We start from the raw sequence: 18049 nt of genomic DNA, 5'->3' as shown, positions 1-18049 counted from the left end.
CGTAAACGTGTAAACCAACTAGATTTTAAGCTTTCTCCCATCCAGATGGATAGGTCTGCGAGGTTTGGAAGTAAATGCAACTCAAAGCGTACAGAAAGGGAAATGCTTTCGGAGATTTGAAGGAAACGGTGTTTAAGGCGTACATCGTCCAGATTCGGCGGCCGGGAGGAAATCTAGGGTTATTGTTACTTCAGAGCACTACAGAAGTCAACGGTATCCGCGATGGCGCGTTGGCTCGTTTAGCAGCACCAAGAGCTTAGTTACCAGCGCAGGGATCGTACAGGGTCTCCAGGCAGGGTTACCAAGGAGTGAATATATGATTTAACATAATATACATTATGCGTACCCTTAGGAATATCAATGACTTACGTTTTCTATAATAACCAAATGATCTAGCTCGACTAAACGGTTATTTAGTTCAGTTATATGGGTCAGTTGCCTGTCGAAGCCGTCAGCGTTCGAGGTGTCCGGCTCGAATCAGCAACCACGGTAAATGATGCGCCCTGATGCGTGGCTCTGTTCGCCGTATCTGATGGCTGCGGAGCTTGGGAAGCAACAAAACGAGGCTGGCCAACGACGGCGGCTCGCTCTGCACCGAGCCGCTCACCGCCGCCGTTGGCAGTTGAAGAACCAGAACAAAGAACGACGCGACTACCGCCAGGAAACGTCAGCTCGGCCACACACGGGCCGCGGGAAATGATGCCATAGCCGGAGGCAATCATTTCACGGGACGTATGCATAAACGATCGATCATCTTTGCTCAGCTGGAACGCAAATAATGTGCCCTGGGATTCAGTACTGATACTGCCTTTAATAGCGATGTTGAAAGCTGCAAACGGATCAGAAGTCACGCTAGGAGGCGGCAAATTCTGCTGATCAGGTACGCTATCAGGAGCCACGTGAACAACTTTGACAGGACTTTGAGGCAAAGTATCTTGAGCAACCGGAGTACTGGTTTTAGCGCCTTGTATAGAGAGCGGATTGTGAAACGGATTACCACCATTGCGCCAGAACACAAACCCAACAATAAGAACCAGTACTCCGAGGAGCATAAAAACGCGCGGAGACGTGAGGGCGTTTTTGCCAGCCATAGTGTCTCGGTGGGCTCCGGTAGCTGTTGAGTCATAAAGTTTAAACACCTGTTCATTAATTTTGCGCAGTTGAACGATATTTGTGCCATCAGTAGGCGCTCTGTTCTCCTGAGCGCTGTGCATGGACTCTTTATAGTCCTTGCCAACAAGCTTCTTCATGTACTTGCCTAGCAGAGCCAGATTTGAATGCTGATAAGCCGCTTCGGAAGTATGACGAATATCAGTATGTAAGTACTTGATATTGGGCATCGTCAAAATGATGTCCCAGTTGAAATGCCGGTGCATGGTCCACGCAGAAAGCCAATCGGTAGGCTTGTCCAAGGCCTTCGCCTTGTCAGGACCACCGGGGAAATCGAAGCGCTCGACGTATTTATCCGACCATTTGCTGGGAAAAATAACCTGCGCTTCATCGAATATCAGAAAGGCGTTTCGCGGAGCCCATTGAAACCAAGTTCTAATGCGCTCCATTCCCTCTGTGGATTCGTGGCTAATAAACTCAACATCAAAAGAGTCAGGAAGATCATCAAACAAAGCTTCGAAACGCTCACGGGACATCCCTCGAACATTGGTAATAATCAGTCGACCTTCTTTTGCAGCAGGGACAGCATCGTCCCAAACAGCACCGGAAGTCTTATAAGACCCATTAGGGCCATGATGAATTTTAATCGCCATAATCAACTGACTCCGGGAATAAATTTCATAGCCCAACGTGTGGGGATGGCAGAAAATATAAGAGTTAAACCCTGAGGGATTTTAAAGAAAGCCAACATGGATTGAATGTTGCCGGGAATCGATGCCCATGCAGATTTAACCAATTCAGTAACACCGCTCTCCTGCAATATTTCCTGAACAACCTCGTAACCCACATCCAGCATAAGTATCTTAAATTGCAAAAAGGAGTAAATCAGCGCCTTTGTAAGAATGACAAGAAGATCTTTAACAAAGGTATAAATACCGCTGTCCATGAAGTCCCAAGCCGCTTGGAAGAAATCAGTAACACTACCCATCCACGAAATAACAAAGTCCATATCAACCTCAGGCGAACACGATCATTAAGGAGACCATCGCACAGAGTGCAAAGATGGCCGACGCAATCCAAGACAAGGAACCGGCATACTTATCAAGGCAGAAGTCAATAGAGTGACCCAGCACAGTAACAGCAGGCGGACAATACAACTGCCCTCCTCCTCCTAATGTTATGTCTCCTACAGGACTGAAGGCTTCTTTCAATTTTGCGAGTGAGTCCTTAAGTTCAGTTTTGGAGTCAGCAATTTTTTGATCCCATTCATCACCCTGGCCATCGAAGGAACCATTTTCAGGATCGGTTAAACCAGCACCGTCGCCAGAGCCGTCTTCTTCACCGTCACCCGAGCCATTACCAGAACCGGAACCGCTGCCGGGCTGAATACCAGTGCCCGAACTTCCACAGGTACCCGTACATTTGGTATCAGTAGACGTGGTTTGACCAGCGCCATTGGTTTTAGTAGTAGTTGTGGTTGAAGAAGACGTAGTTGAACACTTGTTAATACCAGTACAGGTGGTTTTGGTAGCATTGTCCGTCTTGACACTGGTTTTACTACCGTCAGTGTTAGTAGTGGTTTTAACATTGGTATCTATCTTAATGCCATTACTTGAAGGCTGAGAAAATACACAAGTCCGAACGCCATTGACCGTACCGCAACTTTGTTTTCCATCTTTCTGAGTCTCAGTTTCAGAAGTACAGGAAACAGAATCACCAGAGCCAGAGTAAACACACGGCTTATCAGTAACAGAAGTTTCTTCTTTCACCGGCGTACAAACACCGCCGTCACAAGCCGCGTCTTTAGCATCGATTACGTTCGTTTGATTGTTGACGTTACCAGTAAGCTTTCCAATCACATTGCATAAAACGTTGCCTTTGACATCGGAAACACAGTCGCTACTTGAGACAACAGAAACCTCACAACTCGTACCGCTCTGAGCAAAGCTAGGTGGGGCCGAAGGAACACCACCGTCCCAAGTGCCTGCAATTTGATAGGCCGTGCCAGAACCGCCTTGGCTAGCCATATATTTGCAAGTTGGCTCTTCGCTGGATTCGCTGAAGAGAACGCATTTTCCCTGCTTTCCATCGAAAATCATCGGGTCGCCCGGACCTTTAGAGCCGGTTTGATCGGCACATTTCTCACCGTCCTTAGCCGTACTCAAACACTGTCCGGTTGTAGGACTTAAAGCGCTACCAGCAGGACAGCTGGTGCCATAGCGAAAGATCGTAGCGCTAGAATTAGATTTAGAACCGTTCTTCTGAAGAAACGAAAAGCTACAACTTGCCCTAGTAGGCTGGGAAGTACCTACAAACGCAGCAATACTAGTAATTGAGTAATCAGAAGAGCCCGGGTAACCATCGGGGATATAACCAAGGCAAGCAGCTGTAGCGTCGGCATACTTGGTTGCCCCACTAGACGTGTAATAAAAATCGACAGCGAACGCAAAAGAGAAAAACGCTGGCAATAAAATAAGGACAGAAAGTAAAAAAGCGCGCATAAAAAACCCCCGCAGAAACCGGGGGCTGAAGTTAGAGATATTCAGCGCACCGGATACCTGAAACCAGTGCGCTGGCCATGATGATGCCAGCCAGCGCGGACCAGATCACCTGGAATCAGACTTTACGAACGAGTGCGATGATCACACCGACGACGCAGAGCGCAGCCACACAGGCGACAACAGCAGCACCGACTGTTTCACCGCTGGACTGAGCTTCAGCAATGGAAGCGGTGGCACCGTCCGCAATTCCTGCAGCAAAACTGGTGCCGGCAGCAACAAAAGAACCAATACCAGCAATGCCAGCGGCAAACGGACGAAAAGTAGGAAGGGACTGGAACTTAGCGAGTACTTGTTTCATGTCAAACACCTCTGCGCATTTTGCGCAACTGAGAAATAATAATACCGACCGTAAAACCAACGACGAATAACATTATCGTTCCCATAAAGAACTGCATAAATGTATCGCCATCAAAACCACCTGTGATAACAAGTTCCAATTGAGCTTGCTGGTCAGGCGTAACAACATAAGTTTCCGTCCAAGCCTGAGACGAACACGAAATAACACCCTCGGCTGAGGTTGAAAATTGAGTGCAAGTTAAAACAGACTGAGACGGCACTTATTCAGCCTCCTACAGCTTTTGTAGGAGCGGACTGAACTGGGCGCTGCTCAGCAACGCGAAGAGGAATACCAGCAAGCTGGTAGCTCAACTCTTTATATTTTTCGTTGTAATTTACAGTAACAGGCGCATAAACCTCAGAACCTTGAAGTTCGCGATACGAATTCTGAAGACCATTTTTAGCAGCCTCACCGAAAACGCCGAGTTCAAAAAGGGTCGTTTCGATGAAGCCGTTACGGTTGATAGATTGGGCCTGAATAGCCACAAGATGCCAAGGCTTTTCAGGTGTGCCCTTTGCAGCAACACCAATGACGTGACCTTTAAGAATAAGCATTATGAGTTCCTTCCAGTTGGGTGAAATGCCCAGCCGGGCACAATTACATCAGGACGACGCCTGAAAGTTAGTAGTTTACGTTTTGCATGTTGGTTCCTGACTTGCTCAGATGACTGAGCCTGTAGAAACAAACGCATAAGCGAATTAGCGAGAGCGTTAGGGTCAGAACGCCCAGAGTCATAATCAGCAATCTCATTCTCCACTGAGTAACGAAGCATTTGATATTGAATACGATCCATCAAACACCCCAGACATAAAAAACCAAAGACGAAGCCGAAAGACAAATAATGAAAATAACAAACAAATCAATTAACGTGGATGCGAACCGCATAAAGCCAGCCATCAGTAACCCATCCATTCAGCGACTGAAGGCGTACCAGCATCATTGGATACATGAAAATACTGCTGGTCTGGTTTAACGCCCTGCTCTTTCCTGAGCTTTACAGCAGCTAAGGTTTCTTCTACCTGAGCGCGAAGAACAGACGTATCTACAGGACGCATACGTGAACGCAGTTCGACTTGACGACGCTGAGCAGCAGAAAGGCTGAGGCCTTGAAAGCTAACTGTTTTCATGCGGCCACCAATTGCAAGTGACGAGGAACAACAGCGGAACGGTAAAACGTTGGCAACTGAGTTTCAAATGTACGGACGATTTCACGTACGTTACGAATAAATACTGCACCATGACGAGTACCGTCATAAGGAAGCTTGATATCAATACCAATAGCGCGAAGTCGAGCCCGATGGGTTTTTACAGACGACTTGTCAAAATTGAATGAATGATTATGCATCCACAGATGAACATAACCCGCTGTTGTCATGGCTGCTTTAGTATTGTCACAAATACCTTCAGCTATAAGCTGTTCAGCAACGCTGAATGTGTCAAAACTATTGACCTGTAAACGTTCGCCAGTCATGAGAAACCCCCTGTGGAGTTTTACCAATTCGTCTTCTTGAAATAGGCCCCAGAAATTAAGACCTTCACGTTTTAAAAATTCACTTCTGCATTTCATCTCTGATCGAACCATGCCAACAGAAACGCACCAGTCGCGAAGCTGGCGAACATATTTGTATTCATCTGAGTCCTCACCGTAGGTCCGCTTCATCTGCGGAAGAAGGTGAGCATTAAGTTCAGCAGCTTTGTTGTAGTTGCCCGGATAAACCAACCGACCGGCCTTCTCTCCACCTTTCGGAGTCCAAACGCAGGTGTTGCCGTCCGGATACAGGTAAGCAATGGAGTTCCGATAACGCTGGCTGGAAATACCACGCAGAAATGCGCGTTCGTTGCCCTGCCCTACGTAAAAATTCGAAGTCAGATCGAGACGAAGAAAGACAGCTCCATCAGCGACAACACCACCGTCCTGCAAGCGCTGAATATCGCGACAGCGAGTCATCGGCGGTAGGTCATACTCAGCGAGAACAGAGTTGACAACACGCATGCAATCATCGAGCGATTGCAAGCCAAAAACGTTGTCCAGCCGGTTAATTCTGGAGGGGTTGCCGTCGACAGTGATCCGACGACCTGAAACCTGAATTCGAAAGCTTGTGCAGTAGCTACCCTCAGCCAAAAAAGGAGGTGCAGTCTGGCTTAAAAGCTGTTCGGTCTCAGCGTCGTGACGGCGAATGATAATGTCCGCGACCTTGGGCAGATCGTACGGGTAATCCTGAAACGCCTTAACCCAATCGTAAAACATCAGAATTCCTGTCAAGACCCACATCCGAGACGCAAAGGTATAGGATATGGGTCGAACCAGTCAACCCTAATATGGTCTGTTTAGGTTCCAAATCCGATCTATGGTTTTTTATACAGGAAATAGCATCTGTGGACGATAACGCACCTCAGAGCAGCGAAATGATGAATATTGGCGAAAATCTCAGCAAAGCCAGAGAGGACAAGGGCTTGACTCAGGCGCAAGTGGCTGTAAGTGCAGGGATTCCGATATCAACATATAAAAAATATGAGAGCGGATCACAACCGCCACCTGGGGACCGGATCGGAGCCCTTGCGAGAGCCTTAGGGATTTCAGCAGATCAGCTGGTCATGGACGAATCGGAAAGGCATGTATCGGAAGAACTGAGGGCTCTATTTCAGCGATTCGACATGCTGCCGGATGAGATGAAATCCATGGCAAGGATAGTTTTAAGAGGGGTTTTACAGAGCTTCGAACAAGAGACTCTGAAGTAGGAAAAGTATGGGATTCCATACCAAAGTGGGGGTGTTACAGCACCCCCACCCGCTCGACTCAAAATCGCAGGAGGCGGAATGCTGGAAACATGGGTGTTTTTGATGATGATCGAGGGAAAGCCTGAAATGGCCTTCCCAGCGGCCACAGAAGCAAAGTGCAGCAGCACCATGACAAAGCTTTTGATGGTGCAGCGGCTACACGGTGTAAAGGCATCAGGGGCTTGCTACGTAAGGGCAACGGCCATTGACGACACCGAAAGACGGTTGATCGGCGTACCAATCCAAGGTGCTAGAAAATTGGACCTGCCGGGACCTGACGGGCGATAGAGCTGGACGTCACGGGACCGCATAAGGCCAATGACGGCCCGGGATTGGAAAAGCAGAGGATCAGGGCGCGAAGTGCCATCACGGCGCTTGAAGATGATTTGAACGCGACAGAAACCCTCAGTGATCAGTTGATCGCTGGGGGTTTTTTGTTGGGCGGGAGAACGGCCGGCGTTGCCGGGTATCGGCGCGGAGGTTGATTAGCCTGACTGCGGATCTGCGAAGCGCCTAATGCCCTGCGGGCAGGTCGAGGTATGGCAGCAACTGGTACCAGAACTTCGCCCTGGGCAACATTGCTGCAGGAAGAAAAGGTACCGGTTAGATCTTGAGGCGAGCTTGCGAAGTCTTCTCGACGACCAGCAACGCGGCAGCACGAGCACCTTCAAGTACAGAATTGGCGTCATCCAGTTCGTTCTGCAGAGACTCAACGTGATACTCAAGATCGACAATACGACCTCGCAACAACTGAAACTGGAAAGCCGCGTGAGCATAGGCCTTTGAAGCTGTATTCGTGCTGGTCTGGCGTTTCAGCGTTTCAACGAAATCATCATCGGCATCGAGGATTTTTACGAGCATTTGGTACCACTCCCGTTAACCAGGTGAAGTACCTGGGCGAGACAATGGTACCAAAGCTGATAGATAGAGCAAGCTTTTAGTACCATAATCGTCGCCGGAAATCGCACCAGGTCGTATGAAATGGTACCGGCACGCATAATGGACGTTATGGGTAAATCGGGCACCGGGCGCGGGGCGATTTTCCCGATGCCCGACTCTGCCCATTCGGGCGGTGAATACCATAACGTCACAGAAATTATGCGTACCCTTAGGAATATCAATGACTTACGTTTTCTATAATAACCAAATGATCTAGCTCGACTAAACGGTTATTTAGTTCAGTTATATGGGTCAGTTGCCTGTCGAAGCCGTCAGCGTTCGAGGTGTCCGGCTCGAATCAGCAACCACGGTAAATGATGCGCCCTGATGCGTGGCTCTGTTCGCCGTATCTGATGGCTGCGGAGCTTGGGAAGCAACAAAACGAGGCTGGCCAACGACGGCGGCTCGCTCTGCACCGAGCCGCTCACCGCCGCCGTTGGCAGTTGAAGAACCAGAACAAAGAACGACGCGACTACCGCCAGGAAACGTCAGCTCGGCCACACACGGGCCGCGGGAAATGATGCCATAGCCGGAGGCAATCATTTCACGGGACGTATGCATAAACGATCGATCATCTTTGCTCAGCTGGAACGCAAATAATGTGCCCTGGGATTCAGTACTGATACTGCCTTTAATAGCGATGTTGAAAGCTGCAAACGGATCAGAAGTCACGCTAGGAGGCGGCAAATTCTGCTGATCAGGTACGCTATCAGGAGCCACGTGAACAACTTTGACAGGACTTTGAGGCAAAGTATCTTGAGCAACCGGAGTACTGGTTTTAGCGCCTTGTATAGAGAGCGGATTGTGAAACGGATTACCACCATTGCGCCAGAACACAAACCCAACAATAAGAACCAGTACTCCGAGGAGCATAAAAACGCGCGGAGACGTGAGGGCGTTTTTGCCAGCCATAGTGTCTCGGTGGGCTCCGGTAGCTGTTGAGTCATAAAGTTTAAACACCTGTTCATTAATTTTGCGCAGTTGAACGATATTTGTGCCATCAGTAGGCGCTCTGTTCTCCTGAGCGCTGTGCATGGACTCTTTATAGTCCTTGCCAACAAGCTTCTTCATGTACTTGCCTAGCAGAGCCAGATTTGAATGCTGATAAGCCGCTTCGGAAGTATGACGAATATCAGTATGTAAGTACTTGATATTGGGCATCGTCAAAATGATGTCCCAGTTGAAATGCCGGTGCATGGTCCACGCAGAAAGCCAATCGGTAGGCTTGTCCAAGGCCTTCGCCTTGTCAGGACCACCGGGGAAATCGAAGCGCTCGACGTATTTATCCGACCATTTGCTGGGAAAAATAACCTGCGCTTCATCGAATATCAGAAAGGCGTTTCGCGGAGCCCATTGAAACCAAGTTCTAATGCGCTCCATTCCCTCTGTGGATTCGTGGCTAATAAACTCAACATCAAAAGAGTCAGGAAGATCATCAAACAAAGCTTCGAAACGCTCACGGGACATCCCTCGAACATTGGTAATAATCAGTCGACCTTCTTTTGCAGCAGGGACAGCATCGTCCCAAACAGCACCGGAAGTCTTATAAGACCCATTAGGGCCATGATGAATTTTAATCGCCATAATCAACTGACTCCGGGAATAAATTTCATAGCCCAACGTGTGGGGATGGCAGAAAATATAAGAGTTAAACCCTGAGGGATTTTAAAGAAAGCCAACATGGATTGAATGTTGCCGGGAATCGATGCCCATGCAGATTTAACCAATTCAGTAACACCGCTCTCCTGCAATATTTCCTGAACAACCTCGTAACCCACATCCAGCATAAGTATCTTAAATTGCAAAAAGGAGTAAATCAGCGCCTTTGTAAGAATGACAAGAAGATCTTTAACAAAGGTATAAATACCGCTGTCCATGAAGTCCCAAGCCGCTTGGAAGAAATCAGTAACACTACCCATCCACGAAATAACAAAGTCCATATCAACCTCAGGCGAACACGATCATTAAGGAGACCATCGCACAGAGTGCAAAGATGGCCGACGCAATCCAAGACAAGGAACCGGCATACTTATCAAGGCAGAAGTCAATAGAGTGACCCAGCACAGTAACAGCAGGCGGACAATACAACTGCCCTCCTCCTCCTAATGTTATGTCTCCTACAGGACTGAAGGCTTCTTTCAATTTTGCGAGTGAGTCCTTAAGTTCAGTTTTGGAGTCAGCAATTTTTTGATCCCATTCATCACCCTGGCCATCGAAGGAACCATTTTCAGGATCGGTTAAACCAGCACCGTCGCCAGAGCCGTCTTCTTCACCGTCACCCGAGCCATTACCAGAACCGGAACCGCTGCCGGGCTGAATACCAGTGCCCGAACTTCCACAGGTACCCGTACATTTGGTATCAGTAGACGTGGTTTGACCAGCGCCATTGGTTTTAGTAGTAGTTGTGGTTGAAGAAGACGTAGTTGAACACTTGTTAATACCAGTACAGGTGGTTTTGGTAGCATTGTCCGTCTTGACACTGGTTTTACTACCGTCAGTGTTAGTAGTGGTTTTAACATTGGTATCTATCTTAATGCCATTACTTGAAGGCTGAGAAAATACACAAGTCCGAACGCCATTGACCGTACCGCAACTTTGTTTTCCATCTTTCTGAGTCTCAGTTTCAGAAGTACAGGAAACAGAATCACCAGAGCCAGAGTAAACACACGGCTTATCAGTAACAGAAGTTTCTTCTTTCACCGGCGTACAAACACCGCCGTCACAAGCCGCGTCTTTAGCATCGATTACGTTCGTTTGATTGTTGACGTTACCAGTAAGCTTTCCAATCACATTGCATAAAACGTTGCCTTTGACATCGGAAACACAGTCGCTACTTGAGACAACAGAAACCTCACAACTCGTACCGCTCTGAGCAAAGCTAGGTGGGGCCGAAGGAACACCACCGTCCCAAGTGCCTGCAATTTGATAGGCCGTGCCAGAACCGCCTTGGCTAGCCATATATTTGCAAGTTGGCTCTTCGCTGGATTCGCTGAAGAGAACGCATTTTCCCTGCTTTCCATCGAAAATCATCGGGTCGCCCGGACCTTTAGAGCCGGTTTGATCGGCACATTTCTCACCGTCCTTAGCCGTACTCAAACACTGTCCGGTTGTAGGACTTAAAGCGCTACCAGCAGGACAGCTGGTGCCATAGCGAAAGATCGTAGCGCTAGAATTAGATTTAGAACCGTTCTTCTGAAGAAACGAAAAGCTACAACTTGCCCTAGTAGGCTGGGAAGTACCTACAAACGCAGCAATACTAGTAATTGAGTAATCAGAAGAGCCCGGGTAACCATCGGGGATATAACCAAGGCAAGCAGCTGTAGCGTCGGCATACTTGGTTGCCCCACTAGACGTGTAATAAAAATCGACAGCGAACGCAAAAGAGAAAAACGCTGGCAATAAAATAAGGACAGAAAGTAAAAAAGCGCGCATAAAAAACCCCCGCAGAAACCGGGGGCTGAAGTTAGAGATATTCAGCGCACCGGATACCTGAAACCAGTGCGCTGGCCATGATGATGCCAGCCAGCGCGGACCAGATCACCTGGAATCAGACTTTACGAACGAGTGCGATGATCACACCGACGACGCAGAGCGCAGCCACACAGGCGACAACAGCAGCACCGACTGTTTCACCGCTGGACTGAGCTTCAGCAATGGAAGCGGTGGCACCGTCCGCAATTCCTGCAGCAAAACTGGTGCCGGCAGCAACAAAAGAACCAATACCAGCAATGCCAGCGGCAAACGGACGAAAAGTAGGAAGGGACTGGAACTTAGCGAGTACTTGTTTCATGTCAAACACCTCTGCGCATTTTGCGCAACTGAGAAATAATAATACCGACCGTAAAACCAACGACGAATAACATTATCGTTCCCATAAAGAACTGCATAAATGTATCGCCATCAAAACCACCTGTGATAACAAGTTCCAATTGAGCTTGCTGGTCAGGCGTAACAACATAAGTTTCCGTCCAAGCCTGAGACGAACACGAAATAACACCCTCGGCTGAGGTTGAAAATTGAGTGCAAGTTAAAACAGACTGAGACGGCACTTATTCAGCCTCCTACAGCTTTTGTAGGAGCGGACTGAACTGGGCGCTGCTCAGCAACGCGAAGAGGAATACCAGCAAGCTGGTAGCTCAACTCTTTATATTTTTCGTTGTAATTTACAGTAACAGGCGCATAAACCTCAGAACCTTGAAGTTCGCGATACGAATTCTGAAGACCATTTTTAGCAGCCTCACCGAAAACGCCGAGTTCAAAAAGGGTCGTTTCGATGAAGCCGTTACGGTTGATAGATTGGGCCTGAATAGCCACAAGATGCCAAGGCTTTTCAGGTGTGCCCTTTGCAGCAACACCAATGACGTGACCTTTAAGAATAAGCATTATGAGTTCCTTCCAGTTGGGTGAAATGCCCAGCCGGGCACAATTACATCAGGACGACGCCTGAAAGTTAGTAGTTTACGTTTTGCATGTTGGTTCCTGACTTGCTCAGATGACTGAGCCTGTAGAAACAAACGCATAAGCGAATTAGCGAGAGCGTTAGGGTCAGAACGCCCAGAGTCATAATCAGCAATCTCATTCTCCACTGAGTAACGAAGCATTTGATATTGAATACGATCCATCAAACACCCCAGACATAAAAAACCAAAGACGAAGCCGAAAGACAAATAATGAAAATAACAAACAAATCAATTAACGTGGATGCGAACCGCATAAAGCCAGCCATCAGTAACCCATCCATTCAGCGACTGAAGGCGTACCAGCATCATTGGATACATGAAAATACTGCTGGTCTGGTTTAACGCCCTGCTCTTTCCTGAGCTTTACAGCAGCTAAGGTTTCTTCTACCTGAGCGCGAAGAACAGACGTATCTACAGGACGCATACGTGAACGCAGTTCGACTTGACGACGCTGAGCAGCAGAAAGGCTGAGGCCTTGAAAGCTAACTGTTTTCATGCGGCCACCAATTGCAAGTGACGAGGAACAACAGCGGAACGGTAAAACGTTGGCAACTGAGTTTCAAATGTACGGACGATTTCACGTACGTTACGAATAAATACTGCACCATGACGAGTACCGTCATAAGGAAGCTTGATATCAATACCAATAGCGCGAAGTCGAGCCCGATGGGTTTTTACAGACGACTTGTCAAAATTGAATGAATGATTATGCATCCACAGATGAACATAACCCGCTGTTGTCATGGCTGCTTTAGTATTGTCACAAATACCTTCAGCTATAAGCTGTTCAGCAACGCTGAATGTGTCAAAACTATTGACCTGTAAACGTTCGCCAGTCATGAGAAACCCCCTGTGGAGTTTTACCAATTCGTCTTCTTGAAATAGGCCCCAGAAATTAAGACCTTCACGTTTTAAAAATTCACTTCTGCATTTCATCTCTGATCGAACCATGCCAACAGAAACGCACCAGTCGCGAAGCTGGCGAACATATTTGTATTCATCTGAGTCCTCACCGTAGGTCCGCTTCATCTGCGGAAGAAGGTGAGCATTAAGTTCAGCAGCTTTGTTGTAGTTGCCCGGATAAACCAACCGACCGGCCTTCTCTCCACCTTTCGGAGTCCAAACGCAGGTGTTGCCGTCCGGATACAGGTAAGCAATGGAGTTCCGATAACGCTGGCTGGAAATACCACGCAGAAATGCGCGTTCGTTGCCCTGCCCTACGTAAAAATTCGAAGTCAGATCGAGACGAAGAAAGACAGCTCCATCAGCGACAACACCACCGTCCTGCAAGCGCTGAATATCGCGACAGCGAGTCATCGGCGGTAGGTCATACTCAGCGAGAACAGAGTTGACAACACGCATGCAATCATCGAGCGATTGCAAGCCAAAAACGTTGTCCAGCCGGTTAATTCTGGAGGGGTTGCCGTCGACAGTGATCCGACGACCTGAAACCTGAATTCGAAAGCTTGTGCAGTAGCTACCCTCAGCCAAAAAAGGAGGTGCAGTCTGGCTTAAAAGCTGTTCGGTCTCAGCGTCGTGACGGCGAATGATAATGTCCGCGACCTTGGGCAGATCGTACGGGTAATCCTGAAACGCCTTAACCCAATCGTAAAACATCAGAATTCCTGTCAAGACCCACATCCGAGACGCAAAGGTATAGGATATGGGTCGAACCAGTCAACCCTAATATGGTCTGTTTAGGTTCCAAATCCGATCTATGGTTTTTTATACAGGAAATAGCATCTGTGGACGATAACGCACCTCAGAGCAGCGAAATGATGAATATTGGCGAAAATCTCAGCAAAGCCAGAGAGGACAAGGGCTTGACTCAGGCGCAAGTGGCTGTAAGTGCAGGGATTCCGATATCAACATATAAAAAATATGAGAGCGGATCACAACCGCCACCTGGGGACCGGATCGGAGCCCTTGCGAGAGCCTTAGGGATTTCAGCAGATCAGCTGGTCATGGACGAATCGGAAAGGCATGTATCGGAAGAACTGAGGGCTCTATTTCAGCGATTCGACATGCTGCCGGATGAGATGAAATCCATGGCAAGGATAGTTTTAAGAGGGGTTTTACAGAGCTTCGAACAAGAGACTCTGAAGTAGGAAAAGTATGGGATTCCATACCAAAGTGGGGGTGTTACAGCACCCCCACCCGCTCGACTCAAAATCGCAGGAGGCGGAATGCTGGAAACATGGGTGTTTTTGATGATGATCGAGGGAAAGCCTGAAATGGCCTTCCCAGCGGCCACAGAAGCAAAGTGCAGCAGCACCATGACAAAGCTTTTGATGGTGCAGCGGCTACACGGTGTAAAGGCATCAGGGGCTTGCTACGTAAGGGCAACGGCCATTGACGACACCGAAAGACGGTTGATCGGCGTACCAATCCAAGGTGCTAGAAAATTGGACCTGCCGGGACCTGACGGGCGATAGAGCTGGACGTCACGGGACCGCATAAGGCCAATGACGGCCCGGGATTGGAAAAGCAGAGGATCAGGGCGCGAAGTGCCATCACGGCGCTTGAAGATGATTTGAACGCGACAGAAACCCTCAGTGATCAGTTGATCGCTGGGGGTTTTTTGTTGGGCGGGAGAACGGCCGGCGTTGCCGGGTATCGGCGCGGAGGTTGATTAGCCTGACTGCGGATCTGCGAAGCGCCTAATGCCCTGCGGGCAGGTCGAGGTATGGCAGCAACTGGTACCAGAACTTCGCCCTGGGCAACATTGCTGCAGGAAGAAAAGGTACCGGTTAGATCTTGAGGCGAGCTTGCGAAGTCTTCTCGACGACCAGCAACGCGGCAGCACGAGCACCTTCAAGTACAGAATTGGCGTCATCCAGTTCGTTCTGCAGAGACTCAACGTGATACTCAAGATCGACAATACGACCTCGCAACAACTGAAACTGGAAAGCCGCGTGAGCATAGGCCTTTGAAGCTGTATTCGTGCTGGTCTGGCGTTTCAGCGTTTCAACGAAATCATCATCGGCATCGAGGATTTTTACGAGCATTTGGTACCACTCCCGTTAACCAGGTGAAGTACCTGGGCGAGACAATGGTACCAAAGCTGATAGATAGAGCAAGCTTTTAGTACCATAATCGTCGCCGGAAATCGCACCAGGTCGTATGAAATGGTACCGGCACGCATAATGGACGTTATGGGTAAATCGGGCACCGGGCGCGGGGCGATTTTCCCGATGCCCGACTCTGCCCATTCGGGCGGTGAATACCATAACGTCACAGAAATTATGCGTACCCTTGGATTTACCTCGGGGGTGGTGATACGCTCCTTTTCATAACCAAATTACCTAACTCGACTAAACGGTTATTTAGTTTAGTTATATGGGTCAGTTGCCTGTCGAAGCCGTCAGCTGTGACCGCCCTCAAATTGTGAGAGCGAAATGCAGGAATCAATGAGAGCAGCAAAGTCAGGGCTTTGCGCTACTTTTACGTAATTTCCACTGTGAGCCGCACTGGTTTGGTGCTTGATCGTGGTGGAACGTCAGCCCAAGACGAGAGCCTGAGCCCGTTCAGGTGATCTAAGGAACGTAGCGTTGCGGTGCAAAATCGCTGTTCATTCGTGGATGAGAGAATCCCCGGCCAGCATCAAACGCCACCGTACGCTCATTTCTGGTTGTCAGCCCAAGAGAACCAAGCCCTCCCGCCTTTTTGTTCAACCATCGATGCGACTTTCCATACAAACCTTCAACGATCAATGACACATTCTCGAACTCTAACTCTACGAGGCGCCTACCTCATATAGCCCGACAAGCCCAAAAATCAAGGGCGATTCGAACTCAGCAATAACATGCTAAATGCACTGTCCTTAAATTGTGAGAGCTCCCGCTTTCTTCAATATCAGTAATTAACGAGAGAACCATTGACGCGCTGCTTGTAATCGCTGGCGTTGCGGCTGTTTATTCCGAATAAAACGAGAGTTCCTCATAGCAACATCGATTATAAATGAGAGTTTCGTGCAGATATTATGGTTTTCTACATACGATAAAAATCAAGCTAAGCCCCGTAGCATGGTGCCTCCAGCGATTCTACCCATGCTACCTGAGGGGTTCACAAAAAAATGATATATCCTCCGACTAGGAACTCGCTGTCAATATATTGATTAATCGTTACTTGCTACAGCCCAGTCTAAAAAAGAGTCAGAGAAACATCTGGGAAGTGCTTGACAGGTCGACCGCTTTCAATAAAGCTTCTTCGAAGCTTTAGCTATGTCAGACCCTCTCTTAAAAAAATGAAAGACTTTGACCTGACGAAGTACCCATTACTCTTTATAGAAGGGAAGCTTCGAAATGACTCCAGCACCGATGACAGCCGATGACAAATGGAAAGAGCAAAACCCAAAACCCAAAATACCAAACGCGAAGAGCCTAACGCCAGGAGAAAAACCAATGCGGCGAGCCTCAATAAAGAGAACGTCAGACATAAAGAGAACGTCAGAACGGCCCAGGCGTATAGGCCTACAGCCCCAGCACTTCCGATAATTCCCATTCTCGGAAGTCTTAAAATCATCAAATTTGGGCTGATCGAATTCATCTCCGGGTAGATCTTTCATGGCAATCCAACCGCAACCGTTGTTCGATACCTACCCTAATTTTCTCGCGCTCAATTTCAACGGGCTCAGCGCCGAGAATCCTTTGGTCGTCGAGTACCTGGCGGGTTTTCATCCTGGTCTAAATGCACTCGAAGGTTACCAGGCGGTGCGAAGCTTTCTTAAGTCGTATGCCGGCAACGAAACGACCTTCAATTCCTACCGGACAAATATCGAGCGGCTGCTGCTGTGGAGCCTGATCGTCCGTCGGCGGCCACTTTTGGAGCTACAGCGTGTTGACGCCGAAGCCTACATGGAATTTTGCCTCAATCCACCTTCGGGATGGATCGGCCCGGTTGTTCGAGGACGATTCATGGCATCGGCCCAGACTGCCGAGTCGATCTCCAGCCAAAAAGTCAATCCGAACTGGCGACCGTTCTGTACCTCAACACCTAAGCGCCAACGCAAGATCGCCGATGAAACCGGGGTTGAACCACCCGAGCCAAAATTCGCCATGTCGCAAGCTACCGTGGCCTCCACGTTTTCTGTGTGCAGCAGCTTCTTTGAATTCGCGATTGTCGAGGGAATGAATGCGCTCAATCCGTTTCGGGCTATCAGGCAAAAATCATCCTATCGCCAACGCCTGGCGACAGACTCTACCAACCGAGCCCTGACACCACTGCAATGGGATTATGTCCTAGAGACGGCTGAGGCGATGGCCGTCGAGGAGCCAGAGCGTCATGAGCGCACGCTATTCATCACAGCTACCCTGTTCTCTATGTATTTGCGGATATCCGATTTGGTCGGACGTTCAAACTGGAAGCCCTGCATGGGGGATTTTCGCCAGGATGGTCATGGAAATTGGTGGCTTCACGTTGTGGGCAAGGGCAACAAATCAGCCAAAATAGGCGTTCGGGATGATTACCTCAGCTACCTTGTTCGATACCGCGGGTACCTGAATCTGCCCCCACTCCCCTCACCTGGCGAAACCACCCCGCTCCTTGCCTCCTTTCAAGGCCGGCCGGGCCTGTCCGATCGCTATGTCCGAGCCCTGATGCAGCAGGTATTCGACCGCGCGCTGGCAAGGATGATTGACGAGCAGTGGGATGATATCGACGTAGACAACCTGCGATTGGCCTCTGCGCACTGGCTGCGCCATACCTCGGCCACTTTCGATGCACCACTGCGGGAGGCAAAGGATCTGCAAACAGACATGCGTCACAGCAGCCTCGCCACAACACAGGACGTCTACTACAACACCCACGATGAGAAGCGCGCCTATTCATTAAAGCGGCTGGGCATGAAAGACCGTGGCTGAGGT

General features: G+C 48.9%; 24 protein-coding genes. 5 read left to right on the top strand and 19 right to left on the bottom strand.

The window, feature by feature from the left end:
- Positions 1 to 431: 431 nt before the first annotated feature.
- The 8 genes from AABC73_RS13505 to AABC73_RS13470 all read right to left on the bottom strand — a co-directional run bounded on the left by AABC73_RS13505 (position 432) and on the right by AABC73_RS13470 (position 6256).
- Positions 432 to 1763 carry a zonular occludens toxin domain-containing protein gene (locus AABC73_RS13505; RefSeq protein WP_341524004.1) on the bottom strand — a complete coding sequence of 444 codons (1332 nt, stop codon included), beginning with the start codon at positions 1761 to 1763 and terminating at the stop codon, positions 432 to 434.
- A 2-nt stretch (positions 1764 to 1765) separates the two neighbouring features.
- Complete coding sequence (locus AABC73_RS13500) at positions 1766 to 2119, bottom strand: DUF2523 family protein (RefSeq protein ID WP_341524003.1); 354 nt, start codon at positions 2117 to 2119, stop codon at positions 1766 to 1768.
- Positions 2120 to 2126: 7 nt separating this feature from the next.
- On the bottom strand, positions 2127 to 3611 hold the full coding sequence (locus AABC73_RS13495; protein ID WP_341524002.1) for a hypothetical protein: 1485 nt from the start codon (positions 3609 to 3611) through the stop codon (positions 2127 to 2129).
- A gap of 115 nt (positions 3612 to 3726) precedes the next feature.
- Positions 3727 to 3969 (bottom strand): hypothetical protein, encoded by a 243-nt coding sequence (locus AABC73_RS13490; protein WP_341524001.1) that lies wholly within the window; start codon positions 3967 to 3969, stop codon positions 3727 to 3729.
- A gap of 1 nt (position 3970) precedes the next feature.
- A complete protein-coding gene (locus tag AABC73_RS13485) occupies positions 3971 to 4228 on the bottom strand; it encodes a hypothetical protein (RefSeq protein WP_341524000.1) in 258 nt (85 codons plus the stop codon).
- Positions 4229 to 4232: 4 nt separating this feature from the next.
- Positions 4233 to 4562 carry a hypothetical protein gene (locus AABC73_RS13480; protein ID WP_341523999.1) on the bottom strand — a complete coding sequence of 110 codons (330 nt, stop codon included), beginning with the start codon at positions 4560 to 4562 and terminating at the stop codon, positions 4233 to 4235.
- Between the two features lie 342 nt (positions 4563 to 4904).
- Positions 4905 to 5135 carry a hypothetical protein gene (locus AABC73_RS13475; RefSeq protein WP_341523998.1) on the bottom strand — a complete coding sequence of 77 codons (231 nt, stop codon included), beginning with the start codon at positions 5133 to 5135 and terminating at the stop codon, positions 4905 to 4907.
- Positions 5132 to 6256, bottom strand: coding sequence for a phage/plasmid replication protein (locus AABC73_RS13470; protein ID WP_341523997.1), 1125 nt, complete (start codon positions 6254 to 6256; stop codon positions 5132 to 5134). The genes AABC73_RS13475 and AABC73_RS13470 overlap by 4 nt, the downstream gene beginning before the upstream one ends.
- Before the next feature lie 128 nt (positions 6257 to 6384).
- Here AABC73_RS13470 and AABC73_RS13465 point away from each other — a divergent pair, with 128 nt between their 5' ends.
- A complete protein-coding gene (locus AABC73_RS13465) occupies positions 6385 to 6747 on the top strand; it encodes a helix-turn-helix transcriptional regulator (RefSeq protein ID WP_341523996.1) in 363 nt (120 codons plus the stop codon).
- A gap of 78 nt (positions 6748 to 6825) precedes the next feature.
- Entirely contained in the window at positions 6826 to 7074 is a 249-nt protein-coding gene (locus AABC73_RS13460; protein WP_341523995.1) for a hypothetical protein, read from the top strand.
- Between the two features lie 315 nt (positions 7075 to 7389).
- Here the strand turns inward: AABC73_RS13460 and AABC73_RS13455 are convergent, their stop codons facing one another.
- From AABC73_RS13455 to AABC73_RS13415, 9 genes are all read right to left on the bottom strand, one after another.
- Positions 7390 to 7647 carry a hypothetical protein gene (locus AABC73_RS13455; RefSeq protein ID WP_341523994.1) on the bottom strand — a complete coding sequence of 86 codons (258 nt, stop codon included), beginning with the start codon at positions 7645 to 7647 and terminating at the stop codon, positions 7390 to 7392.
- 330 nt (positions 7648 to 7977) lie between these two features.
- On the bottom strand, positions 7978 to 9309 hold the full coding sequence (locus AABC73_RS13450) for a zonular occludens toxin domain-containing protein (RefSeq protein ID WP_341524004.1): 1332 nt from the start codon (positions 9307 to 9309) through the stop codon (positions 7978 to 7980).
- 2 nt (positions 9310 to 9311) lie between these two features.
- Entirely contained in the window at positions 9312 to 9665 is a 354-nt protein-coding gene (locus tag AABC73_RS13445; RefSeq protein ID WP_341524003.1) for a DUF2523 family protein, read from the bottom strand.
- 7 nt (positions 9666 to 9672) lie between these two features.
- Positions 9673 to 11157 carry a hypothetical protein gene (locus AABC73_RS13440; RefSeq protein ID WP_341524002.1) on the bottom strand — a complete coding sequence of 495 codons (1485 nt, stop codon included), beginning with the start codon at positions 11155 to 11157 and terminating at the stop codon, positions 9673 to 9675.
- A 115-nt stretch (positions 11158 to 11272) separates the two neighbouring features.
- Positions 11273 to 11515: a hypothetical protein gene (locus AABC73_RS13435; RefSeq protein WP_341524001.1), complete on the bottom strand. Its 243-nt coding sequence runs from the start codon at positions 11513 to 11515 to the stop codon at positions 11273 to 11275.
- Position 11516: 1 nt separating this feature from the next.
- Positions 11517 to 11774, bottom strand: coding sequence for a hypothetical protein (locus AABC73_RS13430; RefSeq protein ID WP_341524000.1), 258 nt, complete (start codon positions 11772 to 11774; stop codon positions 11517 to 11519).
- Between the two features lie 4 nt (positions 11775 to 11778).
- Entirely contained in the window at positions 11779 to 12108 is a 330-nt protein-coding gene (locus AABC73_RS13425) for a hypothetical protein (protein WP_341523999.1), read from the bottom strand.
- Between the two features lie 342 nt (positions 12109 to 12450).
- Positions 12451 to 12681 (bottom strand): hypothetical protein, encoded by a 231-nt coding sequence (locus tag AABC73_RS13420; protein ID WP_341523998.1) that lies wholly within the window; start codon positions 12679 to 12681, stop codon positions 12451 to 12453.
- A complete protein-coding gene (locus AABC73_RS13415; protein WP_341523997.1) occupies positions 12678 to 13802 on the bottom strand; it encodes a phage/plasmid replication protein in 1125 nt (374 codons plus the stop codon). Before AABC73_RS13415 ends, AABC73_RS13420 begins: the two co-directional genes overlap by 4 nt.
- 128 nt (positions 13803 to 13930) lie before the next feature.
- On the opposite strand from AABC73_RS13415, the gene AABC73_RS13410 reads away from it, so the two are divergent.
- The gene (locus tag AABC73_RS13410) at positions 13931 to 14293 is read left to right on the top strand and encodes a helix-turn-helix transcriptional regulator (RefSeq protein ID WP_341523996.1); all 363 of its coding nucleotides are present in this window, start codon (positions 13931 to 13933) and stop codon (positions 14291 to 14293) included.
- Between the two features lie 78 nt (positions 14294 to 14371).
- Positions 14372 to 14620 (top strand): hypothetical protein, encoded by a 249-nt coding sequence (locus AABC73_RS13405; protein WP_341523995.1) that lies wholly within the window; start codon positions 14372 to 14374, stop codon positions 14618 to 14620.
- Between the two features lie 315 nt (positions 14621 to 14935).
- On the opposite strand, the gene AABC73_RS13400 is transcribed toward AABC73_RS13405, so the two are convergent.
- Both AABC73_RS13400 and AABC73_RS13395 read right to left on the bottom strand, forming a co-directional pair.
- Entirely contained in the window at positions 14936 to 15193 is a 258-nt protein-coding gene (locus AABC73_RS13400) for a hypothetical protein (protein WP_341523994.1), read from the bottom strand.
- Between the two features lie 1268 nt (positions 15194 to 16461).
- Positions 16462 to 16752 carry a hypothetical protein gene (locus AABC73_RS13395; protein WP_341523993.1) on the bottom strand — a complete coding sequence of 97 codons (291 nt, stop codon included), beginning with the start codon at positions 16750 to 16752 and terminating at the stop codon, positions 16462 to 16464.
- Between AABC73_RS13395 and AABC73_RS13390 the strand changes: the two genes are divergently transcribed.
- On the top strand, positions 16751 to 18046 hold the full coding sequence (locus AABC73_RS13390) for a site-specific integrase (protein WP_341523992.1): 1296 nt from the start codon (positions 16751 to 16753) through the stop codon (positions 18044 to 18046). The two genes, AABC73_RS13395 and AABC73_RS13390, sit on opposite strands and share 2 nt — an antisense overlap.
- Positions 18047 to 18049: the final 3 nt, after the last annotated feature.

The organism is Pseudomonas sp. G.S.17, from assembly GCF_038096165.1.
Lineage (GTDB): Bacteria > Pseudomonadota > Gammaproteobacteria > Pseudomonadales > Pseudomonadaceae > Aquipseudomonas.
Note: the sequence above shows the minus strand (reverse complement) of the source record. Positions and strands in the feature narration are given on the sequence as shown.

What these genes read in the sequence shown, in the direction of transcription:
- AABC73_RS13505 (WP_341524004.1), bottom strand. Translation starts at nt 1,763, where the DNA reads ATGGCGATTAAAATTCATCATGGCCCTAATGGGTCTTATAAGACTTCC.
- AABC73_RS13500 (WP_341524003.1), bottom strand. Translation starts at nt 2,119, where the DNA reads ATGGACTTTGTTATTTCGTGGATGGGTAGTGTTACTGATTTCTTCCAA.
- AABC73_RS13495 (WP_341524002.1), bottom strand. Translation starts at nt 3,611, where the DNA reads ATGCGCGCTTTTTTACTTTCTGTCCTTATTTTATTGCCAGCGTTTTTC.
- AABC73_RS13490 (WP_341524001.1), bottom strand. Translation starts at nt 3,969, where the DNA reads ATGAAACAAGTACTCGCTAAGTTCCAGTCCCTTCCTACTTTTCGTCCG.
- AABC73_RS13480 (WP_341523999.1), bottom strand. Translation starts at nt 4,562, where the DNA reads ATGCTTATTCTTAAAGGTCACGTCATTGGTGTTGCTGCAAAGGGCACA.
- AABC73_RS13475 (WP_341523998.1), bottom strand. Translation starts at nt 5,135, where the DNA reads ATGAAAACAGTTAGCTTTCAAGGCCTCAGCCTTTCTGCTGCTCAGCGT.
- AABC73_RS13470 (WP_341523997.1), bottom strand. Translation starts at nt 6,256, where the DNA reads ATGTTTTACGATTGGGTTAAGGCGTTTCAGGATTACCCGTACGATCTG.
- AABC73_RS13460 (WP_341523995.1), top strand. Translation starts at nt 6,826, where the DNA reads ATGCTGGAAACATGGGTGTTTTTGATGATGATCGAGGGAAAGCCTGAA.
- AABC73_RS13455 (WP_341523994.1), bottom strand. Translation starts at nt 7,647, where the DNA reads ATGCTCGTAAAAATCCTCGATGCCGATGATGATTTCGTTGAAACGCTG.
- AABC73_RS13450 (WP_341524004.1), bottom strand. Translation starts at nt 9,309, where the DNA reads ATGGCGATTAAAATTCATCATGGCCCTAATGGGTCTTATAAGACTTCC.
- AABC73_RS13445 (WP_341524003.1), bottom strand. Translation starts at nt 9,665, where the DNA reads ATGGACTTTGTTATTTCGTGGATGGGTAGTGTTACTGATTTCTTCCAA.
- AABC73_RS13440 (WP_341524002.1), bottom strand. Translation starts at nt 11,157, where the DNA reads ATGCGCGCTTTTTTACTTTCTGTCCTTATTTTATTGCCAGCGTTTTTC.
- AABC73_RS13435 (WP_341524001.1), bottom strand. Translation starts at nt 11,515, where the DNA reads ATGAAACAAGTACTCGCTAAGTTCCAGTCCCTTCCTACTTTTCGTCCG.
- AABC73_RS13425 (WP_341523999.1), bottom strand. Translation starts at nt 12,108, where the DNA reads ATGCTTATTCTTAAAGGTCACGTCATTGGTGTTGCTGCAAAGGGCACA.
- AABC73_RS13420 (WP_341523998.1), bottom strand. Translation starts at nt 12,681, where the DNA reads ATGAAAACAGTTAGCTTTCAAGGCCTCAGCCTTTCTGCTGCTCAGCGT.
- AABC73_RS13415 (WP_341523997.1), bottom strand. Translation starts at nt 13,802, where the DNA reads ATGTTTTACGATTGGGTTAAGGCGTTTCAGGATTACCCGTACGATCTG.
- AABC73_RS13405 (WP_341523995.1), top strand. Translation starts at nt 14,372, where the DNA reads ATGCTGGAAACATGGGTGTTTTTGATGATGATCGAGGGAAAGCCTGAA.
- AABC73_RS13400 (WP_341523994.1), bottom strand. Translation starts at nt 15,193, where the DNA reads ATGCTCGTAAAAATCCTCGATGCCGATGATGATTTCGTTGAAACGCTG.
- AABC73_RS13390 (WP_341523992.1), top strand. Translation starts at nt 16,751, where the DNA reads ATGGCAATCCAACCGCAACCGTTGTTCGATACCTACCCTAATTTTCTC.
- AABC73_RS13395 (WP_341523993.1), bottom strand. Translation starts at nt 16,752, where the DNA reads ATGAAAGATCTACCCGGAGATGAATTCGATCAGCCCAAATTTGATGAT.